Genomic DNA, 12286 nt, shown 5'->3' with positions numbered 1-12286 from the left:
GCTTTTTCAGCAGCTTCTTCACGAGCCTTTTGTTCTGCTAATTGTTGCTCCTTGGCTTTAGCCTCAGCTTCTTCTTTGGCTTTTTGCTCAGCCAATTGTTTAGCTCTAGCATCAGCTTCTTGTTGCGCCTTTCTTTCTGCCTCTTCTTTAGCTTGTTGTTCTGCTAACAGTCTAGCTTTTTCAGCAGCTTCTTCACGAGCCTTTTGTTCTGCTAATTGTTGCTCCTTGGCTTTAGCCTCAGCTTCTTCTTTAGCTTTTTGCTCAGCCAATTGTTTAGCTCTGGCATCAGCTTCTTGTTGCGCCTTTCTTTCTGCCTCTTCTTTAGCTTGTTGTTCGGCCAATAGTCTAGCTTTTTCAGCAGCTTCTTCACGAGCACGTTTTTCTTTAGCTTCACGCTCTGCTTTTTCTTCAGCGAGTTGTTTTGCTTTTGCTTGCGCATCAGCAAGAGCAGTAGCTTCAGCTTCTTTTTTAGCTTTTTCTTCTGCCTCTCTGTCTAATTTTGCCTGAGCTCTTCTTTCCGCAGCACGTTCTCTTATACCTGCCAATTCTTCTTCTGTAGCTTTTACAATTGGTTTTTTACGTTTTCTTGTAAATAAACCACTAACGTCTTCGTCGCCACTATAATCTAATCGTTTTTTGGTGATAAATCTGTAGGCTAATGTAACTTCGTGAGACATGCCAAATTCTACTAGTTCACCAATAGATTTTTCAATATTATATTCTAAGGCTATATTTTTTGTTACGTTTAATCCTAATCCTCCAGATACACCATAACGATTGTTATATCCAAATTGAAACCATATGCCTTTAGGTACACTTAGGATTGCCATACCAGAGATTATAGTTTCGTCTTTTCTGAATTCTGACATAATAATTCCTGAGAATTTTGTGTCTTCAAAAAAACCACGACCATCAAAAAAACCTGTATGCATTACATGAGCTTTAATGCTTTGTTTTGGATCATCTTCAATCATGGAAGATGTTTCAATATTATATAACACTAAATTGTTTATAGAAACCCCAAAATCTAAAAATTCTGTTCCATAGTTGATACCAGGATTCACGGTTAACAAAAAGTTTTCTGTTACATTTTGTAAAGAAGGATCATCAAAATTTGTTACAATATTTGAAGTATTGATACCGCTTTTGTATGCAGCAGTATTAAGTCCAAATGTTAAATTGCTATTTGTGTTTAATTTTACGTTATAAGCAAAGTTTATTAATCCACCAAAGGTAGTTAGTACTCCATAGTTTTGTTGAAAGGCAGCTACACCAGCACCTATGTTTTCTGAAAAACGACCAGAATAACTTCCTAAGTACATTTCAGGAGCATTATCGAATTGCACCCATTCTCGTTTATTATTGAAACTTATGTACTTGTTTTGTTCTCTAACAAAAGTGAATGTTGGGTTAATGTTGTAACGATTAAAAACCAAAGAGTTTCTTATAGGTAAATCATAAGAAACAACTCCATCTTCTTGTTGAGAAAATGCAACCTCTATAGTAAGGATAAATATAAATAGTATGAATAGGTGTGTTTTCATGCTACTTGACTATTGTTATTGATCCTTTTTTCTCTTTACCTTCTACTGGTGTAATAATGTAGTAGAATACTTTGTTGACACTTGTAAGATTTAAATCGTCTTCTGGCCAGTTATTTTGATAATCTAAGGTTTGAAAAACGACTTTTCCTTGTTCGTTAAGTATCATTACCTCAGTATTGGTACCGCTTGTATATTGTAACGGAATTACCCAAGTGTCATTAATTAAATCTCCGTTTGGGCTAATAACATTAGGTATATTAGGTACATCTGGAAATGGCTCTAAACCACGTTCTATGGTAAAGTTGTAGGTTCTAGATCCATTACAACCAGCGGTTTCTGTAATAACAACACTATAATCTCCTATTTCTGTGGCATCATAATAATCTTCTGTAGCACCAGTAATGACTTGATTGTTGAAATACCAAGTAAATTCTGGACTTATAGCATCTGTTGTAATTTCGATAGTTAATGTTTCGTCTTCAAAAATTTGATTAACCTCATCAACATTTATTTCGCTATTAAAAAGTTCGCTAACTAAATCTATTGATCCAAAAGCAGAACAATCTCCCAAATCTACCTGAACTGAAAACGTACCAGACTCATTAGTTTGGTACATTTGATTTGTTGCATCCGGAATTTCTATTCCATCCTTAAACCATTGATAACTATTGCCACCAACAGTACTCAAAGTTGTTAAGCCTTGTTCTGGGCAATACGGATTGCCTAAGCTAGACGATATCGTTACATTACCTTCACCAGAGGTACTGACTTCGCTTATGGTAACTCTGTTAGAAAAGGAATTTGATGTACATGTTCCGTAATTAGTTTCTACAAAATAAGTTCCTTCTTCACTTACAAGTAGGGAAGAACCCTCAGCAACAAATACAGAAGTTGTTTCACTTGTTTCTTTGTACCAGTTAAATGTTAACGAAGGATAGTTAAGAGGGGAATCGTTATTTCCTGTACCAGGATTATCAATAGTTAATAGATAATTACCTCCTGTACAATAAGCACCAGTTGATACTAAATTATTAATTGTGAATGGTGAATCTTGAAGTTTGTAATATGCAGCAAACGGAACTGACGGTGTGCTTGTAGCTACAGGCGAACTACTTTTAATTCTTATTCTGTAATTTTCTCCAGCTGTTGTTTCTGGAATTGAAAATTCTATTGTAGCAGGAGATGTTGTTATTGCACCTTCAGAACTTGTGTATATAATTTGTGCATCTGAGAAGTCTCCATCAGCATCGGATAATTCTATTGTAAATTGATTAGAAGCGTTTAAAGCAGATTCTGGCGAAAATACAAATGTAGTACTATAAGTATTAAAGCTATCACTAGCACATGCCTGACTAAAACCTAGGTTAGGTTGGCCGATAACCATTTGAGCCTCAATTTTATCTGCAGTAAAAAACGCAGTAACAAGGCATAGAGATATAAGCAGTTTATATAGTTTAGTGGTTTGAGGCATATGCTTATTGTAATGTTTAATCTATAGGCTTTTGGTATTTAAGATGATTCATTAATTATTCATAGCACAGAAAATTAATCTTCATCATCGTCATCTATAAAATCATTAGAAGCAATGATTCTATTAACTTGCAATCTAAAATCTGGATTTTTAATGCTATGTGCAGCAATAAAAGTTTCTTTATCAGAACTTTTTGCATATAAATTGCTAAACGCTCTGCTACCGTACCAGCTTTCTAAATCGTCATTATTAGAATATCCTTTACGATAAATATTTCCTTTACAGTTATTAAAGTAGGTTTTTGTAAACTGTATTTTTTCAAGATTTTCGTTATTAAGCGCAATATTATCATCTAATATAACAGCAGGATAGAAGCCAGAAATAACACTTTTATTAATGGCAAAAGAAGCATCAGCTCCTACATATATAGCCTCTTGCACAAGGCCAACTTGTATATCTGATTTTATATCATCAGAAACATTTACTAAGGTTAAGTTTTCTGCATTAACAAATGTTTGTCTTTTTGAAATATCTGACTCTTCTTTATCGTCATAAGATTTTATAACCATACATCTTGAACCGTTAGCACTTGACACATATGGAGATCTAATAGCAAGCGAGTTAATTAATTGGCATTGTGTACCAAAGTTAAATTCATAATCATTGCTTTTAGAACGGTAAGACACTAATTTTTCTAGAATAACAGAACCACCAAGAATATTGAAAGAATTGCCAGCACAATAACTAATCATTACATTTTCAATAACCGTTTTGTTTCCTATACCAGCAAGAGTTAAAGCATTATAATAGCCAAATCTCTTCGTTCTTTTTCCTGCAAATTCTATTCTAACATATTTTAAAATCCCAGAATCACTTTCAGTGTTATTACCACCATAAGCAATATGATCTGTAGAAGACGGGTTTAATCCATAATTTAAAGACGCTAATTGTCCGTAGGTATTTAAAGGAGCATCACCTAACATGAATATTCCGCCCCAATCACCAGCTTTTTTGCTTCCTCTGCTAGATGTAAATACAATAGGATCTGTTTGCGTTCCCTTAGCAACCAGTCTAGATCCTTTGCTAATTATTAAAGAAGCTTTAGAATCAAAATCGCCAAGGATTTTTGTACCTGGTTCTATTGTTAAAGTTGCACTGTCTGTAACAAAAACATCACCTAATAGAAGATAAACATCTCTTTTAAGCAATTTTGTGTCTTTAGTTATTTTACCACTCAGAATTTGAGTTGGTTCGCCATACTCAGATTGGCTAGGTTTAAACTCTGTCCATGAATTCAGCCAATTGTCATAGCCAATTATTCCTTTTTCCTGCTGTGCAAAACAGTTGCTTAACACTAATAGAAAAATAAGCGCGGTTTGAATAAAATTTTTCATAGTAGTTAATTTGATAATTTGGGGTTTTAAGTAATTTTTCAACTAATTGCCTCAAACATAGGAATTAATCCTATGAAATACAAGAAATTATCGTTGAAATACATAATTTTAATACTTATATAATAATTTTCTTACAAAAATTTAAAATATCAACCAATTGATACAATAAATTTTAAAAGCCTGAATATTAGTGTGTTGGGTTTTGTTTTTAGAAAAATAAAAAACCTCGCAAAATTGCGAGGCTAAAAAACATGAAATTGATTATAGACTAATCCTCTTTAAAATCGTTGTACGTATGTAATGCTTTTAGAGTAGATTCATAAAACAAAATCGCAGCTATAAGATCGTTAGTATCTGAATAGGGCAGGATTTTGGTTTGAAATTCTACAGTACTTTCAAAATATTCATCAGAAGCTTCTTTATTGTCTTCTAATGCTTTTTTATTTTCTTTAGTTTCCGGAATACCTAGTGATTTCATTGTTACACCAGGTTTTGTAGCAAATGCAATATTTGGTAGAATATTTACAATAACTTCTATACGCTCTATATATAGTGTTAGTAATTCACCTTTAGACATATCGTCTAATTGGTCTCTACTATGGTACTTAGAAATATTTACCTTACCACTAATAATACTTTGAGAATTATCTCCCTTAGATGTGTCAGCTTTCTGAGCATTTCCAAAACCTATCATAAGGATAAAAAGAGCACTAAATAATGTAAGTTTTGTTTTCATATTTATAGTTTTGATTTGGGCTTACTGTGACAAATCTATATAAAATTATCACAAAAACAACTAATTTTCGTCATTTTTCTTTAAAAAATTTTAACACTTTAAATGCATATTTCATGGATAAACTGCATAAATAGTGGATTAAGTGCTGATTTTTTCGACAAAATACATGTGTAAATTTTAACATTTATAAGCTTGATAATTGTGGTGAAAAAGGTTGAAAAATTAAAATCTTTGTGATTCAAAAATGATAATTAACAACATGATTTTATTAAAATTACCTTCTTCTATGATTGCATTTTTGATGTATTTCATCGTGATTTTTTGCATTTTTCTACAGTTTATCGCAAAATTATTGCAATCATATGATTTTTAAGGAGCTACAGATAATTTAAAGCAAATTTGACGAAACCCAAATCATTATTCGTCATGAAAAATTTAATCGTAGCTTTTTGTTTGATTTGTTTTTATAGTGCATTTAACGCTTCATATGCACAAGAGAGTCCAATATATGATAGAGCAGAGGACCAGTTAACGAACACAGATACCATTCCAGATTTTAGATCTAAGACTAATAAATTAAAATTAACAGGTGTTATATATGAAAGTGATGGTGTTACACCTGCAAAAGATGTTATCTTATTTATAGAACAACCAGATGAGGATGGTGATTTTGATCTAAGAAAAACGGGGGACCAACGTTATGTGTTTCATAGAAGTTGGGTAAAAACTGATGAAGACGGTAGATATACCTTTTACACTTTTATACCAGGAAATGATAGACGTTACAATCAAATGCAACAAATATTTCCAATTATTAAAGAAGTTTCTAAAGAAGAAGTACAATTAGAATCTTTATTATTTGATGATGATCCTATGTTAACCAAGCGTTGTAGAAAGCGTTTAGCTAAAAAAGGGAACACCAAACGAATTTTAACTACGAAGAAAGAAGATGGCATTTTAGTAGCCAAAAAAGATATAGTGTTGTCTGATGATGCTGAATCAACAAAATAGTCAGTACATAACTAAATAACCGCAAAAGCCCAGAATGTTAAGTTCTGGGCTTTTTTATTTTCATAAGTTTCTTAAATCTTTAAAGAGGCTTAATGTCATCAAATAAATTTATATCTTTAGCTATCCCTTAATTAATTCCCTTTTTAATTTTTTGTTGATGTAATGTTTACCCAATATTGGGTAAGTATTTATGTATAAATATGGTATACATTTAATAAAATATATAAAGTATGAATACTATTGAAATTAAAGCAGGCGAGAAGGTTAAGCTCAATGTAAAAATTAGTTCTGATGCCAATGCTGGTTCTAATGTAAGTCTTAATGATGCGGTTATAAAAAAGAGTATCACTAACAATTTTAATGTGGAGTTAGGTGAAATAGAACAATTAGATGACAATACCTTATCTGTTGTTTCTAACTTTTTTGTTCTTGGTGGAAACATAGATGCAATAATTGAAACCACACATGTGGTGAATACTTTCGCTTCAGAAACAAGCTTTACAGAAGTTACTTCAGAAAAAGTGAAGATTAGTTCAGTATTATTTATGGCTTACATAGTTGTAAAATTCAAAAAAGTATAAGATGAAAAAGTTACTAAGCCTAATGGTAATAGTTGTAAACTCATTTTGTATAGCTCAAAATGTAGATTTAAGTCAGTTTACACTATCTAACCCTTCTAGTCCTGCATTTGTTTTGGTAGAAGAAACACCAACAGCGATATATACACCAGATAATTTTAAAGCATTAGCATTGCATGCTTTAGATAATTTTGGTGAAAGTTTTTCAATAGAAGCCACACCTTATTTTTTAATTAACCAAGAGAGTAAAAATCGTACTTATCAAAAATATATTGGTGTTACTAAAAATGACTCTGGAGAACTTAAGCAAAACCCTTTTAGTGGTTTAAAAACGACTACTATTTCTCTGGCGTATGTAGATAAAGAGTTTAACGGATTAGCCGATGAACGCAAAACCTATTCAATAGGTGCTAGAACAACATTACTGCGCTTTTACAATAAAGAAAAGGTACACAAAAACACTGAAGCTATGGCAACAGCCTTGTCTAATATAGTAGTGCCACAAAGTGTTTTAATACAAGGAGAGGAGGCCATTCAAAATTATTATAACGAAAAGCAAGATGAGATTAATGCTTTATTAAAACCTTTTGAAAAAACCATTAAACCAATTTTTAGATTAGATGCAGCAGCTGGATATAGTACCATGTTTAAAGAGAACTCTATTTCATCTGGCACTGCAGATAGAATAGGAGCGTGGCTAACCTCAGAAACCAGTCTTATTTTAAATGAAGGAAGTGATGCAAAAACCAATAATTATTTCAATTTGTTTGTCACTGCTCGATATATTGAAGATGGTTTTAACATGAATACTAACGAAGACTTTTTCACCACTTATTACAGAGATTTTGGTGGTAAAATAGATTTTGAATTTGGTAAACTCACTTTTGGTTACGAGTACATTTCTAGAAATGGCACATTTAATAGTGAGCGTTCTGTAGGTAATATTAGCTACAGCATTAATAAAGATATTAGCATATCTGGTGGTTTTGGTAAAGATTTTTCAGTTACTGACGATAACCTATTGACCATATTTGGTATTCATTGGGGACTAAATACAGGTAATAGTAAAGTGAAATTATAAGTGTTATGTCATGGCAGATCATCAATTTCAACCCTTAGAAAATATAGGACTCTGTTTTAGTGGAGGAGGCTATCGTGCAACATTCTTCGCTCTAGGTGTTGTGTCTTATTTAGATCATTTGGTGTACAAAGACCAATCCTTACTCAAATCAGTAAAAGCGATTAGTACCGTTAGCGGTGGAACATTACTAGGTGTAGCATTTGCAAAAGCATTGCAAAAAGAGGACTATAATTTTAAAACATTCTTCAAGTCATTTTACAACACATTTACACCTAAAAATGATACATTATTAGAAAATGCAATTGCAAAGCTTGAAGACGATAACGTTTGGAAAACCCATCCGCATAAAAAGCGCTCACTGATTAATGCCTTTGCCTTAACGTATGCAGAAATGCCTGTGTTTTCTGGAGATTTCGAATATTTCAACAAAGCTTCTATAAAAGGTTTAGAGCAAGTTTGCTTCAATGCTACGGACTTTTCATTTGGGTTGACTTACCGTTTTCAGAATCAAGGCTTCTTTGGTAATAGTCCATTATATAATGGAAACAGAAAAGAAGTAGATGCTCTTAGAGGTAAAGTACAACTTGGAGATGTTATAGCATCATCGTCGTGTTTTCCTTTGGGTTTTGAACCTTTAGTATTTCCGGATGATTATTTTAAAGATCAAAATACTCAAGATTATAAAAATCTAAAAGGATTAGATTGCTACATCAACGGAGTGGGTATTATGGATGGTGGTATTGCCGATAATCAAGGTATTGGTAGTATGATGAAAATAAATGACCGCATGAAAGGCAAACTAGATCTTATTATGGTCAATGATGTAGGCAGTTATAAAATGGTGCCATGGCAGCAAGACACTGCCGAAATTGGTAAAACCTCTACCGTTCAGAAAGCAGTGAATAAGGTATTGCAGTATTTCACTATAAAACCAATTTATTGGATCACTTTAGTAATAGGTCTCATTATCATTATTGCCAATTCATATTTTGAAACTGAAGACAAAGCATGGACAGCTCCTTATATTATTGGTAGTATAATTACAGGAATCGGGCTTACCATGACCATTTTAGGACTTTTGGCAGCAGTAATCAAAGGGTTTACCTTAAGCAAGCTTAAAAACCTTTTTAGAAAGAATGTTCCAGAACCACTGTTAGATGACATTCTTACATTTCAGAAATTAGATATTACCTTGGTACAACGTATGCTTACAGATAGAGCTACTTCTGCTGTAAAGATGATAAACGATGTGTTTCTAAAGCAAATGCGTAGACTTAATTATGATTTGTTTTATTCTAAATCCAGTCTAAATCATAAGCGCTTAACCTCTACGGTTTATAAACTAAACGGACAAGAGACACCATACACTAAAGGAACATATAACGATGCCATAAAACCCAAACCAACTAAAAGCCTTAAAAGTGTTTGCCTAACAGCATCTGAAACTCCAACCACATTATGGTGGGATAAAACCGACATAGAGAAAAACAGAATGGATACTTTAATAGCTTGTGGGCACTTTACTACCTGCTATGAATTAATGGATTATATTCTGTCACTAAAAAAAGAAGCGAGTAGTGGTATTACTGATTTTAAAGCACTAGATACACTTTATGAAGCTTTAGAAAAGGACTGGAAAGCCTTTAACAAAAATCCATTATGGCTTACTGAACAATTAAAATAATTGATTCGTAATTGTTAAAATAGATTATAATAATTTTTCCGCAATTTCTAACCAAGTATTTACACGAGTATAATCTGTTTCGTGTTGGTTGTGTGGCGAATTAAATAATAAGGTATCACCAGCAAAACGCTCTAAGTTATAACTACGATCGTCTATAAGTAAATCTCCGTTGAGTATAAACTTATGCCCACACATAATGCGATGTTGCCAGGTTATAAAAGGCATGTGCTCATCTAGCCAGTCGCTTTTTTCCTTTAATGAGTTTGGAAACTGAGTTGCAGCAGTAGCAATATATACATTGTGCTTGTTGCATAACGCTTCCATAACTTGTATACTATCTTTAATAGGCTCTAAGTCTCTAAAGAAGCCATCTTGGTAAGCATGTTGTAAGATGCTTTCTTTATGAATTTCTGGGACATTGTGCCAAACTTCGCCAGATTCTATGTTGGCTAGTGAGAGTTCTTGTTTGTGTTCTTGGTTGTATAATTCTATGTGCTTACCGTAAGTGTCGGCAAGTACATCGTCCATATCTACAAATATTGTAAGCATTGTTCTTTTTTTACAAAGCAAACTATAATATAAAGTGCTGACAAGCGATTTAAGGAAACTTTATAAAGATTTAATGATTTCGAAATATGATAGCTGTGATTTTGAAAATATGAAACGTTTTTCAGGAGTTTTTGGTCCTAAGGTGTTTTGTATATAGAAACCAAAAAAATATTAATGACTATGAAAAACGTTTATCTTATTGTACTGGCATTACTCATGTTTAATTGTTCTAACGACGATGATACGAGTACTGATCTTACACAGTATAATGCCAGTCTTACTGTATTACAGAATTTGGACAATGGTGTTGCTGTGCTTGATATTACTGCTGAAGTTGGAGTAGAAGCCTTATATGGCTTAGAATATGGTGGTGGTTATATCTATTATGTTGATGATACGGATGGCTCTTTAATGATTGCTACAGATTACTCTGAAATTGGAACTAAATCCTGGGGAGACCATTTTGATTTAACCAATGGAGACCTTATTGGTGACGGACAAACTAATACTCAGCTTTTGGTAGATGGTAACCTTAATGATAACAGTACTGTACCAAATGGGTTAGAATTTGGCAGTGATGATTATGTTTTTAAGATTGTTACAGATTTGGTATATAGAGACTATGATGATTGGTTTGTACCAAGTAAAGGCTCTATAGAAGCTATATTTAATAATGTGCATATGCAAGGTCTTGGTAATTTTGATGAAACCCTTTTTTATTGGACGTCTACTAAAGTTGGTTACCATCCGTATGTGATGAGTTTTAATCCTAATTTTGGTGGTGGTGCGTTTTTTGGATCTTGTTTTGACAGCAGCGCTATAATCCTTGTAAGAAAACATGAATAAGTAATTATTCATATATTTTGTTTTTAAGGCCTGTATGTAATGTACAGGTTTTTTTGTGTGCTGATATTATAGTATTCAATAAGGCTTGTTGCTTGTAGATTGTTTTACAGAAGCGGTATTGGTGTTATTTTAATTGTTTGATATTTGAAGAATAGTGCGTGGTTTTATAAACACCATTTTACATAATGTAAATTATAGGACAATTGTATATTTGGAATGTTAAGTTGCTGTGTTGACTTTTGGTCTTGTATAAAACTTTGTGTGTTGTTATTCGCTATGTGTCCGAATGCTATCCGTGGCTTATCTGAAGTTAACCCGAATTAGATCTGGATTAGACCCGAAGTACATACGGGTGAACCTGTTGTTTGGTGTTGTTTTGTTGTTGATTGAAAATACTTGTATTATGATGAGATGCTGAATCAAGTTCAGCATGACAATAATGGCTTCCAAGGCTTCAGCCATTTTTAACGGATTTTGTTTATATATGATAACAATACTATGTTTAGATTAAGGCGATGCATTGCATGGCTTTTGGTGTTTTGTAGGCTGTGTGGGTGTTGTTTTGCTCTTTTAGGTATGTGATGCCTAGCCAGATTGTGATGGCTGTTGTGCTTGGTATGTTGGTACTGTTGGGTATTTGTAGTTGTAGGTTTAGATTTGTTTGGGGTATTTTACATAATATTGGTTGGGTTTGGGTTGTTGAGCCAAATGCGTTTTGCTCTGGGTTTACTGCTGTGTACGCGTTGGTGTTTGGTTGCCACTCGTAAGCTGATACTGTACTTAGTGCTGCTTTGAGCTGGTAATGTGTGGCGTTTTTTGGGATTTGTTTGAGATGGTTTTTGCTGCTTTTTGGTATGCTGATGGTTATTGTTGTGCGGTTGCTATTGGCTGTTACTTTTGGTTTTGCGCTGTATATGTAGTGTAATGGTACTGCTTTATTGAGTTGAAAACCGATTAGTGCTGTTGGTGCGTTGTGCAGGTTTGCTTCTCTTTGACCGAGGCTACCTCTCCCCTTTTGTATGATTTTGCGGCAAGCTCCTGTTAAACGGCTTGCCATATAGGTGTCTTTGAACTCTTTGGCGGTATTGCCTAAGCCTTGCCTTATGGCTTTTGAGAGTTTTGAGGCTGCTGCGAACTCCTGGTTGTTGGATTTTACGTTTGCAAATGCGGGATCGTTGTTAATGCGCTCTTTTGATGGGCCTGCTGCTTTGCGTACAATGTATTGCCCATTGAGCATGTAATAGCACATGCCGTTTAATGTGCCTGTGAATTTTATAAGCCCTTTTTGTTTAGGCATTGGTTTTGAGTTGTTTAACTTTTTAAAAATAGTAAAAAAAACTAATTACTATTGTAAATTACTTATAATCAGTGTTTATTGTTTAAGAACTCATG

At 33.3% G+C, this 12286-nt stretch carries 11 protein-coding genes; 5 read left to right on the top strand and 6 right to left on the bottom strand.

Annotation, left to right across the window (positions count from 1 at the left end; genetic code table 11):
• The 4 genes from P7122_RS07600 to P7122_RS07585 form a co-directional block, all read right to left on the bottom strand.
• Positions 1-1544, bottom strand: a 1544-nt coding sequence (locus P7122_RS07600) for a PorP/SprF family type IX secretion system membrane protein (RefSeq protein WP_278005242.1), incomplete at its 3' end; no start/stop codon positions are given.
• A 1-nt stretch (position 1545) separates the two neighbouring features.
• Complete coding sequence (locus P7122_RS07595) at positions 1546-3015, bottom strand: T9SS type B sorting domain-containing protein (protein ID WP_278005182.1); 1470 nt, start codon at positions 3013-3015, stop codon at positions 1546-1548.
• A 74-nt stretch (positions 3016-3089) separates the two neighbouring features.
• Positions 3090-4409 carry a beta-helix domain-containing protein gene (locus P7122_RS07590; RefSeq protein WP_278005181.1) on the bottom strand — a complete coding sequence of 440 codons (1320 nt, stop codon included), beginning with the start codon at positions 4407-4409 and terminating at the stop codon, positions 3090-3092.
• A gap of 268 nt (positions 4410-4677) precedes the next feature.
• Positions 4678-5145: a hypothetical protein gene (locus P7122_RS07585; protein WP_278005180.1), complete on the bottom strand. Its 468-nt coding sequence runs from the start codon at positions 5143-5145 to the stop codon at positions 4678-4680.
• Between the two features lie 426 nt (positions 5146-5571).
• On the opposite strand from P7122_RS07585, the gene P7122_RS07580 reads away from it, so the two are divergent.
• The 4 genes from P7122_RS07580 to P7122_RS07565 all read left to right on the top strand — a co-directional run bounded on the left by P7122_RS07580 (position 5572) and on the right by P7122_RS07565 (position 9499).
• Positions 5572-6156, top strand: a complete 585-nt coding sequence (locus P7122_RS07580) for a hypothetical protein (protein WP_278005179.1) — start codon at positions 5572-5574, stop codon at positions 6154-6156.
• A 230-nt stretch (positions 6157-6386) separates the two neighbouring features.
• Positions 6387-6737 carry a hypothetical protein gene (locus P7122_RS07575; protein ID WP_278005178.1) on the top strand — a complete coding sequence of 117 codons (351 nt, stop codon included), beginning with the start codon at positions 6387-6389 and terminating at the stop codon, positions 6735-6737.
• A 1-nt stretch (position 6738) separates the two neighbouring features.
• Positions 6739-7815, top strand: a complete 1077-nt coding sequence (locus tag P7122_RS07570) for a hypothetical protein (RefSeq protein ID WP_278005177.1) — start codon at positions 6739-6741, stop codon at positions 7813-7815.
• Between the two features lie 10 nt (positions 7816-7825).
• Positions 7826-9499 (top strand): patatin-like phospholipase family protein, encoded by a 1674-nt coding sequence (locus tag P7122_RS07565; RefSeq protein ID WP_278005176.1) that lies wholly within the window; start codon positions 7826-7828, stop codon positions 9497-9499.
• 24 nt (positions 9500-9523) lie between these two features.
• Here the strand turns inward: P7122_RS07565 and P7122_RS07560 are convergent, their stop codons facing one another.
• Positions 9524-10048, bottom strand: coding sequence for a 5' nucleotidase, NT5C type (locus P7122_RS07560; RefSeq protein ID WP_278005175.1), 525 nt, complete (start codon positions 10046-10048; stop codon positions 9524-9526).
• A gap of 180 nt (positions 10049-10228) precedes the next feature.
• On the opposite strand from P7122_RS07560, the gene P7122_RS07555 reads away from it, so the two are divergent.
• On the top strand, positions 10229-10894 hold the full coding sequence (locus P7122_RS07555) for a hypothetical protein (RefSeq protein ID WP_278005174.1): 666 nt from the start codon (positions 10229-10231) through the stop codon (positions 10892-10894).
• A 502-nt stretch (positions 10895-11396) separates the two neighbouring features.
• On the opposite strand, the gene P7122_RS07550 is transcribed toward P7122_RS07555, so the two are convergent.
• On the bottom strand, positions 11397-12191 hold the full coding sequence (locus P7122_RS07550; protein WP_278005173.1) for a hypothetical protein: 795 nt from the start codon (positions 12189-12191) through the stop codon (positions 11397-11399).
• Positions 12192-12286 lie beyond the last annotated feature (95 nt).

The sequence above is a fragment of the Winogradskyella marincola genome (genome assembly GCF_029624125.1).
Classification (GTDB): Bacteria; Bacteroidota; Bacteroidia; order Flavobacteriales; family Flavobacteriaceae; genus Winogradskyella; species Winogradskyella marincola.
Note: the sequence above shows the minus strand (reverse complement) of the source record. Positions and strands in the feature narration are given on the sequence as shown.

Coding starts and splice junctions, on each gene's coding strand:
- P7122_RS07595 (WP_278005182.1), bottom strand. CDS start 3,015: ATGCCTCAAACCACTAAACTATATAAACTGCTTATATCTCTATGCCTT.
- P7122_RS07590 (WP_278005181.1), bottom strand. CDS start 4,409: ATGAAAAATTTTATTCAAACCGCGCTTATTTTTCTATTAGTGTTAAGC.
- P7122_RS07585 (WP_278005180.1), bottom strand. CDS start 5,145: ATGAAAACAAAACTTACATTATTTAGTGCTCTTTTTATCCTTATGATA.
- P7122_RS07580 (WP_278005179.1), top strand. CDS start 5,572: ATGAAAAATTTAATCGTAGCTTTTTGTTTGATTTGTTTTTATAGTGCA.
- P7122_RS07575 (WP_278005178.1), top strand. CDS start 6,387: ATGAATACTATTGAAATTAAAGCAGGCGAGAAGGTTAAGCTCAATGTA.
- P7122_RS07570 (WP_278005177.1), top strand. CDS start 6,739: ATGAAAAAGTTACTAAGCCTAATGGTAATAGTTGTAAACTCATTTTGT.
- P7122_RS07565 (WP_278005176.1), top strand. CDS start 7,826: ATGGCAGATCATCAATTTCAACCCTTAGAAAATATAGGACTCTGTTTT.
- P7122_RS07560 (WP_278005175.1), bottom strand. CDS start 10,048: ATGCTTACAATATTTGTAGATATGGACGATGTACTTGCCGACACTTAC.
- P7122_RS07555 (WP_278005174.1), top strand. CDS start 10,229: ATGAAAAACGTTTATCTTATTGTACTGGCATTACTCATGTTTAATTGT.
- P7122_RS07550 (WP_278005173.1), bottom strand. CDS start 12,191: ATGCCTAAACAAAAAGGGCTTATAAAATTCACAGGCACATTAAACGGC.